This window comes from Urechidicola vernalis (assembly GCF_031846385.1).
Lineage (GTDB): Bacteria > Bacteroidota > Bacteroidia > Flavobacteriales > Flavobacteriaceae > Urechidicola > Urechidicola vernalis.
The window spans coordinates 285,367-301,797 of record NZ_JAVRHV010000003.1 but is presented as its reverse complement, the minus strand read 5'-3'; the positions used below and the strand labels follow the sequence as shown (position 1 = coordinate 301,797).

The window sequence follows — 16,431 nt, the reverse complement described above, 5'->3', positions numbered from 1 at the left end:
TGTTGATTTATTTGGTTAATTTTTGTTGGTTCTATTTGATATTTGTTCCTAAGTAATCATGAACAGTTCTAAAGCCGATATAACTTCTAGCAGAATCTGCATATTCAAAATCTCTTGAACTTACTTCTAAAAAGTAGGCCACGTCTTTCCATGAGCCACCTCTAATAACTTTTCTTTTATTTTCCTTATCCGTTACATTCGGATTCATCGTTGAACTTAAATAATAAGTAGATTCTCCATATACCGAGTTTGTCCATTCCGATACATTTCCTGCCATATTATACAATCCGTAGTCGTTTGCGTTATAAGACTGGACCTCTACGGTATACAATGCTCCGTCTACGGCATAATCTCCTCTTGTTGGTTTAAAATTTGCTAAGAAACAACCTCTATCACTTGTTGTATAAGGTCCTCCCCAGGGGTAATTTCCAAAATCTAATCCTCCACGCGCTGCATATTCCCATTCCGCCTCAGAAGCCAATCTGTAATCTGGAGCTCGAGTCACATTTTTCTTTCCTCTTAAATAGTTGTTCTTCTTCTGAGTTCTCCAATTACAGAACGCATTGGCTTGTCCCCATGAAACTCCCACAACAGGATAGTCCTGATATGCTTGGTGATAAAAATAATCTTGATGCATAGGGTCATTATAAGAATAGTTATAATCTTTTACCCAAACGGTTGTATCAGGATATACCTGTAATACTTCTTCTTTTATATAATTATGTCTATTTCCTTTATCTTTTGCTGCATTTTCAATATCAAGCCAATAATAACGATATTCTAATTGCTCAGTATCAATCAATCTTCTTCCGTCAAAACTATTACTCATTGAAATGTATAATGAGTCCATTACATATACATAACTTTCATCTGGAAAATCTTCAGGATTCCAAACAAGATCTTCATCCCAGTTTAACGCTCTACCCATAGATGGAGAGTTTACGTTTCCTAATGAGCCATACATTTCTAACATGTACTTCACATAAGGTGATGCATCTGTAGTATCAATATCTTTATATTCGTAGCCTGCTAATTTCCTCCCCGGGTCCTCTAATTCTAAACCTGCATTCATAAAATCTGCTTCTTCAGCTAATCTTGAACGCACGATTGAATCTCTAACCCAATAGACAAATTCTTTATACTCACTATTAGAAATTTCTGTTTCATCCATATAAAATGGTTTTACAGTTACAGTTCTAGATGGGGTATTAAGAGCACCTGCCATATCTTCATCTTGTTTACCCATAGTAAACGAACCACCCGGAATTAAAGTCATTCCATATGGTTTTTCGGCATTCCATTTACTTTTCGCTTTTACACCTACTAACTCTCCTTTATCACTACTTCCGCAACTTACGACAAAGGCTGCCAACAAAATGTATATTGAAATTCTCTTCATAATAAAAATGTATCTCTTTCTAAATTCGCGTAAACCTAAAAATTATTTTTTTAATAGCAATTCAAATTCTTATCTAAATTAAAAAAAATCAAATGACTTTCTTTAAGGTTTTATACCATCTATCTGGTATTTCCTGTTCATTCGCATTTAAATAATCTTGATATGTACAAGGTATTAACGAATGTCTTTGGTATTTATTATTATTCTTAAAATTAATTTCCATCCACCATCTTCCACTTTTATCACTTTTATAAAAGTTCAAAACTTCATCTTCTATTGGCACCATAAATTTCTGATAGGTATCCTTAGTCCCAAATGGATAATCGTTTGCTCTGCAATTAACACCTTCCACAAAATACCATATGGCCTGCGCTATTAACTGCGCAGTTTGCCTTTTATTATCATAACGTGGATTGTATTCATAAACACCAAATGAACTTACTTTATCACTTATCCCTGCATATCTAGCAATTACACACAAATCTTCTCCATAAAACCCATTAGGTGTTGCGTTATTATTTGCTGGCGCCTCACTATTCCTCACTGCTCCAATATCTATAGAAACGATATCCGCATCCCTTAATACTGGCTCTACTAATTCAAGATTTTTGGCAACTTCCCCCAATCTGTATGCATCAAAAAACAGATCATTTACCAAATCTATTTCCTCCTGTGGATTGAAAAAAGTTTGATATCCTATATTACTAAAGTTAAAAAGATTGTTGGGCTTTTCCATTACAATGGAACTCAAATAAGACTGAGAAGAAATTCCATCTTGAATACTTCCAAAATCGAATTTATTATCTACAGAAACGATATTTACAGTCTGTTCTAAAACATCATAAGCTCTATAACTAGCATAGGTCAAATCTTGACCTCCCCCAATAATAATTGGTATGATATCTTTTTTAATAAGACTACTTACAACCTCTTTAACAGCGAAGTAAGTGTCATCAATAGTATTTCCTTGTTTAACATTACCAAGATCTACCATTGTCGTAATCCAGTTTCCAGGAAATAATTGATAAATTTCTTTTCTTATATTACCAAGACCTTGCCCCGTTTCTTCATTATCGATAGCCATACGCCCTTCTTCAACCCCTACAATAGCAAACTTTGCACCGGTTAAATCTGGAGTTCCAAATTGATTGGAATGTATTCGAATTTGATGTCCGAGTGATTGTTCTGAAAGCACCATAGCGTGTGCAAAAACAGCGTCATCAACTGGAAATAAATAATCAAAATTCATGTTTATTTAGTCCTGTTTGGGGTTTAACAACAATGCTAAATTAAGAAATTATTTCTTTTTCGCAGGTTTTTTACGTGTTGCTTTCTTTTTTGGTGCCTTTTTTTCGATAATCGCTTGCACTTCTTCTAAGGTCAGTTTCTCCGCTTTCGTTGTTTTTGGCATTTCAATTTTAACCTTTCCTTTGATTATATTGAAACGGCCCCAACGTGCTTTCTCCACTCTAATTCCTTCCTCTTCCCAATTATGAATAACCTTTTCTATATCCTTTTGTTTCTTAACCTCAATTAATTCAACAATGTTATCATAAGTCAAGTTATCGAAATCGTATTTTTTATTAACATTAATAAAAACACCATTCCATTTAATAAAAGGCCCAAATCTACCAACGCCTTTTTGAACTGGCATATTCTCATATTCCGCAATTGGAGCATCAGCCTTTCGCTTTGCTTCAATTAGTTCTACTGCCTGATCAAAATCTACCGCTAACGGATTTTCTCCTTTCGGTAAAGACACAAACATAGAACCAAATCTAACATAGGGCCCAAATCTTCCGTTTGAAATAACAACATCCTCATTTTCATATTGACCAACGTTCTTAGGTAATAAGAATAAATCTAGAGCTTCTTCTAACGTTATGGTTCCTAAAGTTTGATCTCCTTGTAAACTGGCAAACTGCTTATCTTCATCTTCTCTATCTCCAATTTGAACCATAGGTCCAAATCTACCAAGCCTCACAAGTATGGTTCTTCCTGATTCTGGATGCTTTCCAAGAATACGTTCGCCAGATTCTCTTTCTGCATTTGCGGCAACGTCTTCTACTCTATCATGAAAACCAGTATAAAACTCCTTAATCATAGAGGTCCAATCTTCTTTCCCTTCTGCTATTTCGTCAAATTCATTTTCGACTTTGGCTGTAAAACCATAATCCATAATAGTTGCAAAGTGAGCCACTAAAAAGTCGCTAACAATGTTCCCAATATCAGTTGGCACCATCTTTCCTTTATCCGCTCCAACTTTTTCAGTTAACATTTTCGCACTAACTTCGTTATTACTTAATACTATTTGTGTATAGTTTCGTTCTACTCCTTCAATTACACCTTTTTCTATATATCCTCTTCTTTGAACAGTAGAAATGGTTGGAGCATATGTAGATGGTCTTCCAATTCCTAACTCCTCTAATCGCTTTACTAATGAAGCTTCTGAATATCTGTAAGGTGCCTTGGTATACCTCTCTGTAGCGGTTATCAGTTTATTTTCTAAAACCTCTGATACTTCCAACTTAGGCAACATACCTTCTTGCTCCTCATCTTCATTATCTGTACCTTCTAAATACACTTTTAAAAATCCATCAAAAGTAATTACCTCACCTTTTGCTGTAAGAATCTTATCATTGTTCGAGTTTTCAATTTTTACATTGGTACGTTCTAACTGTGCATCACTCATTTGAGACGCAAGTGTTCTTTTCCAAATTAAACTATACAGCCTGTCTTGGTCATAATCAATAGATACAGTATGGCGATCCATGTTGGTAGGTCGAATCGCTTCGTGAGCTTCTTGTGCTCCTTTCGCTTTATTCTTAAAATTCCTTGGATTGCTATATTGTTCTCCAAACGAAGAAATGATTTCTGCTTGTGCAGCTTCTTTTGCATCATCGGATAAGTTTACACTATCCGTTCTCATATAAGTAATAAGACCAGCTTCATATAACCGTTGCGCCATCATCATTGTTTTTGCAACAGGAAAATACAACTTCCTAGAAGCTTCTTGCTGTAGAGTTGAAGTAGTAAATGGTGCTGCCGGAGATTTCTTAGCTGGTGTCTTTTTTAAATCTGCAACTTTAAACTCAGCATTTACACAAGAATTTAAAAATGCCTCAGCTTCTTCCTTTGAATCAAAGTTCTTTGGAAGTTTTGCTTTAAACTTTTTATTGTTATGATTTACAAATTCAGCATCTATTCGATACGAAGGTTTTGCTTCAAACTCTTGAATTTCACGTTCTCTTTCTACAATTAAACGAACCGCTACAGATTGCACACGACCAGCAGAAAGCCCTCCTTTAACTTTTCTCCAAAGCACAGGAGACAATTCATATCCAACAAGCCTATCTAAAACCCTTCTCGCTTGCTGCGCATTAACTAAATTGTAATTAATTTCTCTCGGATTCTCAACTGCTTTCAGAATCGCTTTCTTCGTGATTTCATGAAAAACAATTCTTTTCGTGTTTTCTTCCTTTAATTTTAATTGCTCTGATAAGTGCCATGCAATTGCTTCTCCTTCTCGATCCTCATCACTTGCTAACCAAACAGTTTCAGCTTTTTTCGCTAAATCTTTTAGTTTCTTTACAACTGCTTTCTTATCAGTAGAAACAGCATATTTCGGTTTAAAATCACCTTCTACATTTATCCCTAATTCCTTAGATGGTAAATCTGCAATGTGTCCAAAACTGGATTCAACTTGAAACCCTTTTCCTAAAAATTTTTCTATTGTTTTTGCCTTTGCAGGTGACTCTACTATAACCAAATTCTTTGCCATACATCTTCCGTTTATTTTGAATTACACCTTTATATATATGCGATGTATTCAGAATGCAAAAGTAGATAGTTTTTTTTAAATTCAAATTTTTTGTGAAAATAAATAGAATAAGAGTCATCCAATAGAAGTTAATATTTTCTGCCACTTTGTCATATTTTTAAGTTTTTGGTTGTATCTTTGCAAACCAATTTTAGTATATGATTTCTGAAAAAGTAATTGACGAAAAAAGACAAGGAAAGCCTCTCATCACCAAGGATACAAAGGGCAATGATAAAAAACTTTTTATAGAGAGTTATGGCTGCAGCATGAATCTAAATGATAGTGAAATTGTTGCATCGATAATGGCTGAACAAGGGTTTAATACAACTACGACATTAGAAAATGCCGATTTAGTCCTTGTAAATACGTGTTCTATTAGAGAAAAAGCAGAACAAACAATTCGTAAAAGATTAGAAAAATACAATGCCGTTAAAAAAATTAATCCAACAATGAAAGTTGGAGTTTTGGGCTGTATGGCAGAACGACTGAAAGAAAAATTTTTAGAAGAAGAAAAAATTGTTGACCTAGTTGTTGGTCCGGACGCATATCGAGATTTACCTAATTTATTAGAAGAAATAGAGGCCGGTAGAGATGCCGTAAATGTAGTTTTATCTAAAGAAGAAACATATGGAGACCTTTCACCTGTGCGTTTGAACTCTAACGGAGTTTCCGCTTTTGTTTCAATTACGAGGGGATGCGACAACATGTGTACGTTTTGCGTGGTTCCGTTTACAAGAGGTCGTGAGCGCAGTAGAGACCCCAAAAGTATTATTGAAGAAATTCAAGATTTAGCAGACAGTAATTATAAAGAAATTACTCTTTTAGGTCAAAACGTAGATAGCTTTTTATGGTATGGTGGAGGCCTAAAAAAAGATTTTAAAAAGGCTTCAGGAATTGCACAAGCTTCGGCAATTGACTTTTCACAATTATTGGAAATGTGTGCTATTGCTTTTCCAAAAATGAGGTTTAGATTTTCTACCTCAAACCCACAAGACATGAGTGTTGATGTAATTCACACCATGTCTAGACACAAAAACATCTGCAAATATATTCACCTGCCTGTACAAAGTGGAAGCACAAAGGTTTTAAAAGATATGAATCGCCAACATACAAGGGAAGAGTATATGCAGTTGGTAGATCATATTTTTAATATAATTCCGGAATGTAGCATAAGTCAAGACTTGATCACTGGTTTTTGCGGAGAAACTGAAGAGGATCATCAAGAAACATTAAGTTTAATGGAATATGTAAAATATGACTTTGGCTTTATGTATGCATACTCCGAAAGACCAGGAACTTTAGCGGAGAAAAAGATGGAGGATGACGTTCCTTTGGATGTTAAAAAAAGACGCTTAACGGAAGTTATTAACCTTCAACAAAAACATAGTGCATATAGAACTAAGGCCTTTCTAGGTAAGACAATGGAGGTTTTAATTGATGGGACGTCAAAAAAATCTGAACTGCATTGGAAAGGAAGAACCTCTCAAAACACTACAGTTGTTTTCCCAAAGGAGAATTACAAATTAGGAGAATTTGTAAATGTAAAACTACTCGAATGTACAACTGCAACACTAATAGGAAAAGCAGTTGGATATTCTGACAATAATTAAGCTATGGAATCATTACAAAACATAAAACAGCGTTTTGGAATTATAGGAAGTGACCCTCATCTAAACAGAGGGCTTTCTAAAGCCGTTCGTGTGGCTCCAACTGATATTTCTGTATTGGTTACAGGGGAAAGTGGTGTTGGAAAAGAAAGTATACCTAAAATTATACATGCTTTATCACATCGTAAACACGCAAAGTATATTGCGGTAAATTGCGGCGCAATTCCAGAAGGAACCATAGATTCTGAATTATTCGGACACGAAAAAGGAGCCTTTACTGGGGCTACCTCTACTAGAAATGGATATTTCGAAGTAGCAGATGGTGGAACAATTTTTTTAGATGAAGTTGGAGAATTACCACTTACTACGCAAGTTCGTTTACTAAGGGTTTTAGAAAATGGTGAATTTATAAAAGTAGGATCGAGTAAAGTTCAAAAAACAAATGTTAGAATTGTTGCGGCGACGAATTTAAAAATGATGGAGGCCATTGAAAAAGGTAAGTTTAGAGAAGACTTATACTACCGATTGAGCACTATTGAAATTGAACTACCTCCACTTAGAACTAGAAAGGAGGATATTCATTTGTTATTTAGAAAATTTGCTTCAGACTTTGCTCAAAAATACAGCATGCCTACGATTAGATTGACAGATGACGCTGTGAATTTATTATTGAATTATAATTTTCCTGGAAACATTAGACAATTAAGAAATATTGCAGAACAAATATCTGTTGTAGAAGAAGATAGAAGTGTAGATTCTATTAAACTCGCACAATACCTTCCTCAAATTAGCAGAAATCTTCCTTCAGTAATCGAAGATTCTAAATCGAATTCTGATTTTGCCAATGAGCGTGAAATTATGTACAAGATTTTATTTGATATGCGTAATGACATTAACGACCTTAAAAAATTAACGCTCGATTTAATGCAAGATGGAAACAATGTTCAGTTCCAAGAAAAAAATCAACATTTAATTGAAAAAATTGCAAATGAACAGGAGAATTTTAAAGCTGTAGAAAACACTGTTGAAGTAGTATATCCTCAAGAAAAATATACCGAAGAAACGCCAACGTATGATTTTGCTGAAACCATTACCGAAGACGAATCGCTATCATTGCAGGATAAAGAATTTGAAATGATTAAGAAATCTCTTGAACGTAACAAAGGAAAACGTAAATTAGCTGCAAAAGAATTAGGTATTAGCGAACGTACTTTATACCGAAAAATTAAACAATACGACTTATAAGATCAGTTCTAAATATGAAAAGTAAACTTCAACTATTAGCCTCAACTATTCTTTTATTAAGTCTTATCAGTTGTGGCATTTACTCTTTTGGAGGTGTAAATTTAGATAACAGGGTAAAAACGGTACAAGTAGATTACTTTCCGAATAATGCTAGATTAATTGAACCAAGTTTAAGTCAGGCTTTTACAGTTGCGTTACAAGATATTTTTATCAGTCAAACAAATCTAGACATGGTTAAAAGTGGAGGAGATATTCACTTTTCTGGTGAGATTACTGGATATAGAATAAACCCAATGACTGCAACTGCAGAGCAAACTGCTGCACAAAATAGACTTACAATTACCGTTCAAGTTCGTTATGTAAACAAATATGAAGAAGATAAGGATTTTGAACAAAGTTTCTCTTTTTATCATGATTATGATGCAAATGCACAATTGGTTGGTGGTGTTTTAGATGAAGCTTTTCAAGTAATATTCGAAAGAATTACTCAAGATATTTTTAACGCATCGGTTGCACAGTGGTAGATGAATATACAAGACTACACATACTTAACTAATAACCCAGCAGTAATATCTAAAGAGCAAACGAGTGAATTGGAAAGTATTATCAATTCTTTCCCCTATTTTCAATCAGCAAGAGCACTGCATTTAAAAGGATTAAAAAGTCAGGATAGTTATAAATACAATCAAGCCTTAAAAACAACTGCTGCCCATACTTCAGATCGTAGTATTTTATTTGACTTTATTACTTCGACAAAATTTCAAAATTCTACTTTATTAACTGAAGAGCAGACCATACTAGAAAACATTGAGGTAATTGATGCTGAAATAGTTAAAGCATTACACCAAAAAATAACAAAAATACATTCGGAAGAGATTTCTAATCAACCAAAGGAAGTATTAGAAATTGGCAAGCCTTTAAATTTTAAAAGTAACGAGGCGCATTCTTTTGGAGAGTGGTTACAGTTAGGAACTATAAAGCCGATTAACAGAACTGAGAAGAAAGAAAAAACAACCTCAAAATTTGACTTAATAGATAAGTTTATCGCATCCAACCCTAAGATCAAACCCGTTAAAAATAAAGAAGCAAATTCTCCGATTGTAAAGCAAGAATCGACAGATTACGACAGTCTTATGACAGAGACACTTGCACAGGTTTATATAGAGCAAAAAAAATATGAAAATGCTATTAAAGCATATCGCATTTTAAGTTTGAAATATCCAGAAAAAAGTAGTTTCTTTGCAAACCGAATAAAAGCAATAAAATTATTAGATAAAAAATAAATTATGAGTTATAGCCTATTTTTAGTTTTAATTATGATTGTAGCCGTGCTACTTGTATTAATTATAATGGTACAGAACCCTAAAGGCGGAGGGTTGTCTTCTTCATTTGGAGGAAGCGGATCCCAATCAGTTGGAGGTGGTGTACAAAACACAACTAACTTTTTAGACAAGAGTACATGGACATTATCTATTGTTTTATTGTTATTGATTTTAGTATCTAATTTTGCATCACCAAATTTAAACAGTGCTCCAACTGATACAACTATTCAAAATACATTAGATCAAAGAGATGCTCAGGAAGTTCCAGCAGAACCTGCTGCGACAACACCAACTGACACAGTACAATAATCTTTTTAGATTATACAATATAAAATGCCAACGTAAATGACACGTTGGCATTTTTTTTTCACTATGTCATACTAAATTGATTTGGCACACTTTTGGAAAAAACATTGAAAGAATTATCAAACTATAAAATATTCACAACATGAGTAAATTAAACATAAAACCATTGGCAGATCGAGTATTGGTTGAGCCAGCAGTAGCTGAAACAACAACTGCAAGTGGAATTATCATTCCAGATTCAGCAAAAGAAAAACCACAAAAAGGAACTGTAGTAGCAGTAGGAACAGGAACAAAAGACGAACCTTTAACGGTTAAAGTTGGTGACACTGTTTTATACGGAAAGTACGCTGGAACAGAATTAGCAGTAGAAGGAAACGATTATTTAATAATGAGAGAGAGCGATATTTTCGCAATCGTTTAAAAATATATTAAGATGGCAAAAGATATTAAATTTGATTTAGAAGCACGTGACGGACTAAAACGTGGTGTTGATGCATTAGCAAATGCAGTAAAAGTTACTTTAGGACCAAAAGGAAGAAACGTAGTTATTGGAAAAGCATTTGGCGGACCAGCAGTTACAAAAGATGGTGTTTCAGTAGCAAAAGAAATTGAACTGGAAGATGCACTTGAAAACATGGGTGCTCAAATGGTAAAAGAAGTTGCTTCTAAAACTAATGATTTAGCAGGTGATGGAACTACTACTGCAACTGTATTAGCACAAGCAATCGTAAAAGAAGGATTGAAAAACGTAGCTGCAGGGGCAAACCCAATGGATTTAAAAAGAGGGATTGATAAGGCTGTTGAAGCAATTGTTACTGACCTACATTCACAATCTAAAGAAGTTGGAAGTAACTCTGAAATGATCAATCAAGTAGCATCTATTTCTGCAAATAATGATAGCACTATCGGAACTTTAATTGCTGAGGCATTTGAAAAAGTAGGTAAAGAAGGTGTTATTACTGTTGAAGAGGCAAAAGGAACTAAAACATATGTTGATATTGTTGAAGGTATGCAATTTGACAGAGGTTATTTATCTCCTTATTTTGTTACAAACACAGACAAAATGTTGGTTGATTTAGAAAGCCCGTACATTTTATTGTTCGAAAAGAAAATATCAAATCTTAAAGATTTATTACCAATCCTTGAGCCAGTTGCACAATCTGGAAAACCATTATTAATTATTGCCGAAGATGTTGAAGGAGAAGCTTTAGCTACTTTAGTAATGAACAAATTAAGAGGTGCTCTTAAAATTGCTGCCGTTAAAGCGCCAGGATTTGGAGATAGAAGAAAAGCAATGTTACAAGACATCGCTATCTTAACGGGAGGTACTGTAATTTCTGAAGAACTTGGTTTGTCTCTAGAGAAAACAACTATTGAAATGTTAGGTACTGCAGAAAGAGTAACTATTGATAAAGACAACACAACTATTGTAAATGGTGCTGGTGATGTGGACGCTATTAAAGCAAGAGTTGGTCAAATCAAATCTCAAATAGAAACTACTACATCTGATTACGATAGAGAGAAATTACAAGAGCGTTTAGCTAAATTGGCTGGAGGTGTTGCTGTATTATATGTTGGTGCTGCTTCTGAAGTAGAAATGAAAGAAAAGAAAGACCGTGTTGATGATGCTTTACATGCAACAAGAGCGGCTGTAGAAGAAGGAATCATTGCCGGAGGTGGTGTTGCTCTGGTTAGAGCTAAAAATGTTTTGGAAAAAATTACTACTGATAATTTAGATGAAGTAACAGGTATCAAAATTATTGATAGAGCAATTGAAGAGCCTTTACGTCAGATTGTTGAGAACACCGGAAAAGAAGGATCTGTTGTTGTTTCTAAAGTGTTAGAAGAAAAAGGTGACTTTGGTTACAATGCCAAATCTGGAGAGTACGTTAAAATGCTAGATGCTGGTATTATTGACCCTACAAAAGTAACACGTGTCGCCTTAGAAAATGCGGCTTCTGTTTCTGGAATGATTTTAACTACTGAATGTGCTTTAGTTGATATTAAAGAAGAAGCACCTGCTGCTCCAATGCCACCAATGGGCGGAGGAATGCCAGGAATGATGTAATGGCGAATCGCCATAAATAATTAAAAACCCGATTTATTTAAAATAAATCGGGTTTCTTTTTTTCTCACGCCATTGATTAGTGGTTTTCATCAGAATCATGTCCTTTCTCTTCACCTTGATGCTCGCCATCTTTATCATGTTCAGAACCTTCTTCATGTTCCCCTTCACCATCGTGATTATCATCATCTAAATGCTCCTTTCCATCTTTGTGCTCTCCTTCTTTGTCGTGCTCATGCTTTCCTTCTGATTCTTTCTTTACTAATTTCATTTTACAAACGGCACACTTATCATTTTTATCTGCGTATGTTTTTCCATCTTCACAATCCATTGGGCAAACATATTCTACCTTTGCCATTTCGTGATCGGAATGCTCTCCTTTTTTCTCCGATTTACAACCGATTAGTGTTAACCCTACAATTAGAACTAACGAATACATAAGTTTCTTCATAATTAATATTTATACTTTGAATAATAGTTTAGAACGAAAATAATGGAAATTATTACATCTCTTTGAATTAATCCTCAACGATTTCTTTTCACAAAATATACAGGCAACAACACAATTAATAGCATTGGATGGATCAATAGTCTTCTAACATAAAATGGAAACAAATAACCATTATCAAATTCAGATTGCACTTGTATTAAAAAAACAGATACACATACAATAAAGAAAACGATATACAACCAGATTAAAAATTTCAACTGGACCGTTTCGCTAAAAACAAACTTTAAAATCAACACTGAAACAATACTATTTAATGAAAAGCGAAATAAAATACTAAGGAATAACTTCCACATATCAACACTTGGAAATTCTGCTAATAAATAATCATTCTCAAAATAAAGTAAAAAAGGGTCGTAAAAGAGTACATCTTCAAACCCTCTTATAAAAAAAAGAAGCAGAAATAAAATTGCTATTACACTATACCTAATTACTTTTTTCATTTGCTTTTGTGCAGTGTTGCATATTTTTTTACCCATATTAACCACAACAAAAAAACCATCCCATAAATGATTGCTGGAAAAACAAAATCATGCATAAAATTCTGCCAACTAGGATGATGATATATCACCAACGACAACAACACAATTCTAAAAATATTTACCAAATAAATCAAAACAAGTCCCAACAAAACATATAAAATTGTTGTTTTAATTCTCCCAGAAAAAGCAACAACAAAAGCCATGAACAAAATCATAATACTAACACTCGTACATCCTTCCACAATTTTAACTACATAACTTTCATTTACCATGAACATCATTGAAAGTTCATCAAAATTTTGATCAGTATAAACGTCGTATCCTAACAACTCTATAACATATTCGGCATGATCAGTGACAAGTGTAGTAACAGGCGAACAGGCGAATAAATCATCCGTTTGTTGCGTATTACTTAAGTACCACGAATACATAGCTGTAAATGAAAAATACACCAAGAAAAACTTGACTAAAAATAGTATGACAACTTTGTTTTTTTTCAACGAAAAAGTAGTTAGTTTTGCTTCAAATTTAAGCATTCATTATGGAAATCGACGCAATGAAAAATAATATTACATCAATCTTAGAATCGAACACTGATAAAAACGTCACGCTTCAACAAATTTGCGATTACTTAGAAAGTTCTATTTCTTATTATGACTGGGTTGGATTTTATTTTAAGAACGGAGATAAAAATGAATTAAAATTAGGTCCTTTTACCGGAGAACCTACCGAACATACAATTATTCCATTTGGAAAAGGAATTTGCGGACAGGTTGCCGTTAGTAATGAGAATTTTGTAGTTCAAGATGTTTCTGAACAAGACAATTATATTTCTTGCGGTTGGAAAGTAAAATCCGAAATTGTGATTCCCATTTTTGTTAATGGAAAAAATATTGGGCAAATTGATATCGATTCTCATACTCCCAATACTTTTACAAAAAAAGATGAAGAATTATTAGAATTTGTTTGTGAACAAGTGGCTAAAATTGTTTAAAAGTAACGTTTGAATTAACACATTTTTAGGTTGTAGAACCTAATCAGTTTTAGTAGTTTTGCGTGAAACACACAACACACAAAATGAGCACTACTAAAACAGTAAAATCAGCATTAATTTCGGTATTTCACAAAGATGGATTAGGTCCTATTGTTCAGAAATTAAACCAGTTAAATGTAACTATCTACTCAACCGGAGGTACAGAGAAATTTATTAAAGATATGGGAATAGATGTTGTTCCTGTTGAAGATTTAACCTCTTACCCTTCTATTCTTGGAGGACGTGTAAAAACATTACACCCAAAAGTATTTGGTGGAATTTTAAACCGAAGAAATAACGCAGGTGATCAATCTCAAATTGAAGAATTCGAAATTCCAGAAATTGATATTGTAATTGTAGATTTATATCCGTTTGAAAAAACGGTAGCAAGTGGTGCATCCGAACAAGATATTATTGAAAAAATTGATATCGGTGGAATCTCACTTATTAGAGCGGCTGCAAAAAACTACAAGGATGTAATCTGTGTTTCATCAATGGAGCAATATGATGAATTCTTAAGTGTTATTTCTGAAAACAATGGAGCAACAACCATTGAACAACGCAAATCATTTTCCGCAAAATCATTTGCCGTTTCAAGTCATTACGACTCCGCTATTTTCAATTATTTAAATGATGATCAGCCAACATTTAGACAAAGTTTTGATACTGTAAAACAATTACGATATGGAGAAAACCCTCATCAAAAAGGATATTTCTATGGTAATTTGGAAGAACTTTTTGATCAATTGCATGGTAAAGAATTATCTTTCAACAACCTATTAGATGTTGATGCTGCTGTTAATCTTATTCGTGAATTTAAAAATGAAGCCCCTACGTTTGCTATTTTAAAGCACAACAACGCTTGCGGATTTGCACAAAGAGACACATTGGCTCAAGCATATGTTGATGCCTTAGCAGGTGACCCTACTTCAGCTTTTGGTGGCGTGTTAATTGCAAATAAAGAAATTGATGAAGCAACAGCTTCGGAAATTCACAAATTATTCTGTGAGGTTGTAATTGCTCCTTCTTTTACAGACGAAGCTTTATCAATATTAAAAGGAAAGAAAAATAGAATTATTTTAGTTCAGAAAGATGCTGATTTTCCAAATATTAGTTACAGAACTGCATTAAATGGGGTTTTAGCACAAGACCCAAATAATGTTACAGATACTAAAGAAGATTTAAAAAACGTTACTAAGAGAGTTGTAACAGATGCTCAAATAGAAGATCTACTTTTTGCATCTAAAATTTGTAAGCACACAAAATCAAATACTATTATCTTGGTTAAAAACAAACAATTATGCGCTGGCGGAACGGGACAAACAAGTCGTGTAGATGCTTTAGAGCAGGCAATTGCAAAAGCTAATCATTTTAAGTTTGATTTGAAAGGTGCCGTTATGGCGAGTGATGCATTTTTCCCATTCCCTGACTGTGTTGAGATAGCAGACAAGGCTGGAATTAAGGCGGTTATTCAACCAGGAGGTTCAATAAAAGACCAGTTATCTATAGATTATTGTGATGAAAATAATTTAGCTATGGTAATGACTGGAACACGTCATTTTAAGCATTAATTTTATTACATTTGTGAATTAACCTCAATACAAGAATACAATATGAGCTTTTTCGACTTCATGACTGAAGACATCGCTATTGATTTAGGGACTGCAAACACTTTAATAATCCATGAAGGAAAAGTGATTGTAGACGAACCTTCCATTGTTGCTCGAGACAGAATTTCTGGTAAAATTATAGCTACCGGAGATAAAGCTAGTTTAATGCAAGGAAAAACGCACGAAAACATCAAAACGATTAGACCGTTAAAAGATGGGGTTATTGCCGATTTCGAAGCATCGGAACAAATGATAAAGCAGTTTATCAAAAACATCCCTAGTATTAAAAAGAAATTTTGGACACCATCTTTACGAATGGTAATTTGTATTCCTTCTGGTATTACTGAGGTTGAAAAACGAGCGGTTCGAGATTCAGCTGAACATATGAACGCAAAAGAAATTTATCTAATACACGAACCAATGGCAGCAGCAATTGGTATTGGAATAGATATTACACAGCCTAAAGGAAATATGATTATTGACATAGGTGGTGGTACAACTGAAATTGCAGTAATTGCATTAGGTGGAATTGTTTGTGATAAATCTGTTAAGGTAGCAGGTGACGTCTTTACAAATGACATCGCTTACTACATGAGAACACAACATAACTTATATGTTGGGGAACGCACTGCTGAAAGAATTAAATTAACTATTGGGGCTGCTACCGAAGAATTAGAAACTCCACCAGAAGATATGTTGGTTCAAGGTAGAGACTTACTAAGCGGAAAACCAAAACAAGTTCAGGTATCTTATAGAGAAATTGCAAAAGCACTTGACAAATCTATTCTAAGGATTGAGGATGCTGTAATGGAAACACTATCGCAAACTCCACCAGAGTTAGCAGCTGATATCTACAATACTGGAATATATTTAGCTGGAGGAGGTTCAATGCTTAGAGGATTAGATAAAAGATTGTCTAGAAAAACAGACTTACCTGTTTATGTAGCTGAAGATCCATTACGTGCGGTTGTTAGAGGAACTGGAATTACTTTAAAAGATATTGAAAAGTACAGTACTGTTTTAATGAAATAGTA

At 34.0% G+C, this 16,431-nt stretch carries 16 protein-coding genes; 10 read left to right on the top strand and 6 right to left on the bottom strand.

Annotation, left to right across the window (positions count from 1 at the left end):
• Nucleotides 1-31 precede the first annotated feature (31 nt).
• From porK to topA, 3 genes are all read right to left on the bottom strand, one after another.
• Nucleotides 32-1,399 (bottom strand): T9SS ring complex lipoprotein PorK/GldK, encoded by a 1,368-nt coding sequence (gene porK, locus RM519_RS08475; RefSeq protein WP_311593271.1) that lies wholly within the window; start codon nt 1,397-1,399, stop codon nt 32-34.
• A gap of 88 nt (nt 1,400-1,487) precedes the next feature.
• Complete coding sequence (locus RM519_RS08470) at nt 1,488-2,648, bottom strand: formimidoylglutamase (protein ID WP_311593270.1); 1,161 nt, start codon at nt 2,646-2,648, stop codon at nt 1,488-1,490.
• 48 nt (nt 2,649-2,696) lie between these two features.
• On the bottom strand, nt 2,697-5,180 hold the full coding sequence (gene topA, locus RM519_RS08465) for a type I DNA topoisomerase (RefSeq protein ID WP_311593269.1): 2,484 nt from the start codon (nt 5,178-5,180) through the stop codon (nt 2,697-2,699).
• Nucleotides 5,181-5,377: 197 nt separating this feature from the next.
• Here topA and miaB point away from each other — a divergent pair, with 197 nt between their 5' ends.
• The 7 genes from miaB (at nt 5,378) to groL (ending at nt 11,767) form a co-directional block, all read left to right on the top strand.
• Nucleotides 5,378-6,829, top strand: a complete 1,452-nt coding sequence (miaB, locus tag RM519_RS08460; RefSeq protein ID WP_311593268.1) for a tRNA (N6-isopentenyl adenosine(37)-C2)-methylthiotransferase MiaB — start codon at nt 5,378-5,380, stop codon at nt 6,827-6,829.
• Between the two features lie 3 nt (nt 6,830-6,832).
• Complete coding sequence (locus RM519_RS08455; protein ID WP_311593267.1) at nt 6,833-8,071, top strand: sigma-54 dependent transcriptional regulator; 1,239 nt, start codon at nt 6,833-6,835, stop codon at nt 8,069-8,071.
• A 14-nt stretch (nt 8,072-8,085) separates the two neighbouring features.
• Entirely contained in the window at nt 8,086-8,595 is a 510-nt protein-coding gene (locus RM519_RS08450; RefSeq protein WP_311593266.1) for an LptE family protein, read from the top strand.
• Nucleotides 8,596-9,354: a DUF8458 domain-containing protein gene (locus tag RM519_RS08445; protein WP_311593265.1), complete on the top strand. Its 759-nt coding sequence runs from the start codon at nt 8,596-8,598 to the stop codon at nt 9,352-9,354.
• Nucleotides 9,355-9,357: 3 nt separating this feature from the next.
• Nucleotides 9,358-9,702 (top strand): preprotein translocase subunit SecG, encoded by a 345-nt coding sequence (gene secG, locus RM519_RS08440; protein WP_311593264.1) that lies wholly within the window; start codon nt 9,358-9,360, stop codon nt 9,700-9,702.
• Nucleotides 9,703-9,841: 139 nt separating this feature from the next.
• The gene (locus RM519_RS08435; protein WP_311593263.1) at nt 9,842-10,120 is read left to right on the top strand and encodes a co-chaperone GroES; all 279 of its coding nucleotides are present in this window, start codon (nt 9,842-9,844) and stop codon (nt 10,118-10,120) included.
• A 12-nt stretch (nt 10,121-10,132) separates the two neighbouring features.
• Complete coding sequence (groL, locus tag RM519_RS08430; RefSeq protein WP_311593261.1) at nt 10,133-11,767, top strand: chaperonin GroEL; 1,635 nt, start codon at nt 10,133-10,135, stop codon at nt 11,765-11,767.
• Between the two features lie 76 nt (nt 11,768-11,843).
• On the opposite strand, the gene RM519_RS08425 is transcribed toward groL, so the two are convergent.
• From RM519_RS08425 to xrtF, 3 genes are all read right to left on the bottom strand, one after another.
• On the bottom strand, nt 11,844-12,215 hold the full coding sequence (locus RM519_RS08425) for a heavy metal-binding domain-containing protein (RefSeq protein ID WP_311593259.1): 372 nt from the start codon (nt 12,213-12,215) through the stop codon (nt 11,844-11,846).
• 74 nt (nt 12,216-12,289) lie between these two features.
• Complete coding sequence (locus RM519_RS08420) at nt 12,290-12,715, bottom strand: exosortase F system-associated membrane protein (protein ID WP_311593258.1); 426 nt, start codon at nt 12,713-12,715, stop codon at nt 12,290-12,292.
• Nucleotides 12,712-13,254 carry an exosortase family protein XrtF gene (gene xrtF / locus RM519_RS08415; protein ID WP_311593257.1) on the bottom strand — a complete coding sequence of 181 codons (543 nt, stop codon included), beginning with the start codon at nt 13,252-13,254 and terminating at the stop codon, nt 12,712-12,714. The genes RM519_RS08420 and xrtF overlap by 4 nt, the downstream gene beginning before the upstream one ends.
• Before the next feature lie 56 nt (nt 13,255-13,310).
• Between xrtF and RM519_RS08410 the strand changes: the two genes are divergently transcribed.
• The 3 genes from RM519_RS08410 to RM519_RS08400 all read left to right on the top strand — a co-directional run bounded on the left by RM519_RS08410 (nt 13,311) and on the right by RM519_RS08400 (nt 16,429).
• Nucleotides 13,311-13,748, top strand: a complete 438-nt coding sequence (locus RM519_RS08410) for a GAF domain-containing protein (RefSeq protein ID WP_311593255.1) — start codon at nt 13,311-13,313, stop codon at nt 13,746-13,748.
• A gap of 83 nt (nt 13,749-13,831) precedes the next feature.
• Nucleotides 13,832-15,358, top strand: a complete 1,527-nt coding sequence (gene purH / locus RM519_RS08405; protein WP_311593254.1) for a bifunctional phosphoribosylaminoimidazolecarboxamide formyltransferase/IMP cyclohydrolase — start codon at nt 13,832-13,834, stop codon at nt 15,356-15,358.
• 42 nt (nt 15,359-15,400) lie between these two features.
• Entirely contained in the window at nt 15,401-16,429 is a 1,029-nt protein-coding gene (locus RM519_RS08400) for a rod shape-determining protein (RefSeq protein ID WP_311593253.1), read from the top strand.
• The last annotated feature ends 2 nt before the right edge of the window (nt 16,430-16,431 follow it).

Excerpts from the sequence above, each read along its gene's own strand:
- RM519_RS08420 (WP_311593258.1), bottom strand. The coding sequence starts at position 12,715 with ATGAAAAAAGTAATTAGGTATAGTGTAATAGCAATTTTATTTCTGCTT.
- groL (WP_311593261.1), top strand. The coding sequence starts at position 10,133 with ATGGCAAAAGATATTAAATTTGATTTAGAAGCACGTGACGGACTAAAA.
- RM519_RS08425 (WP_311593259.1), bottom strand. The coding sequence starts at position 12,215 with ATGAAGAAACTTATGTATTCGTTAGTTCTAATTGTAGGGTTAACACTA.
- RM519_RS08450 (WP_311593266.1), top strand. The coding sequence starts at position 8,086 with ATGAAAAGTAAACTTCAACTATTAGCCTCAACTATTCTTTTATTAAGT.
- RM519_RS08410 (WP_311593255.1), top strand. The coding sequence starts at position 13,311 with ATGAAAAATAATATTACATCAATCTTAGAATCGAACACTGATAAAAAC.
- RM519_RS08470 (WP_311593270.1), bottom strand. The coding sequence starts at position 2,648 with ATGAATTTTGATTATTTATTTCCAGTTGATGACGCTGTTTTTGCACAC.
- secG (WP_311593264.1), top strand. The coding sequence starts at position 9,358 with ATGAGTTATAGCCTATTTTTAGTTTTAATTATGATTGTAGCCGTGCTA.
- RM519_RS08435 (WP_311593263.1), top strand. The coding sequence starts at position 9,842 with ATGAGTAAATTAAACATAAAACCATTGGCAGATCGAGTATTGGTTGAG.
- miaB (WP_311593268.1), top strand. The coding sequence starts at position 5,378 with ATGATTTCTGAAAAAGTAATTGACGAAAAAAGACAAGGAAAGCCTCTC.
- purH (WP_311593254.1), top strand. The coding sequence starts at position 13,832 with ATGAGCACTACTAAAACAGTAAAATCAGCATTAATTTCGGTATTTCAC.
- porK (WP_311593271.1), bottom strand. The coding sequence starts at position 1,399 with ATGAAGAGAATTTCAATATACATTTTGTTGGCAGCCTTTGTCGTAAGT.
- RM519_RS08445 (WP_311593265.1), top strand. The coding sequence starts at position 8,596 with ATGAATATACAAGACTACACATACTTAACTAATAACCCAGCAGTAATA.
- topA (WP_311593269.1), bottom strand. The coding sequence starts at position 5,180 with ATGGCAAAGAATTTGGTTATAGTAGAGTCACCTGCAAAGGCAAAAACA.
- RM519_RS08400 (WP_311593253.1), top strand. The coding sequence starts at position 15,401 with ATGAGCTTTTTCGACTTCATGACTGAAGACATCGCTATTGATTTAGGG.
- RM519_RS08455 (WP_311593267.1), top strand. The coding sequence starts at position 6,833 with ATGGAATCATTACAAAACATAAAACAGCGTTTTGGAATTATAGGAAGT.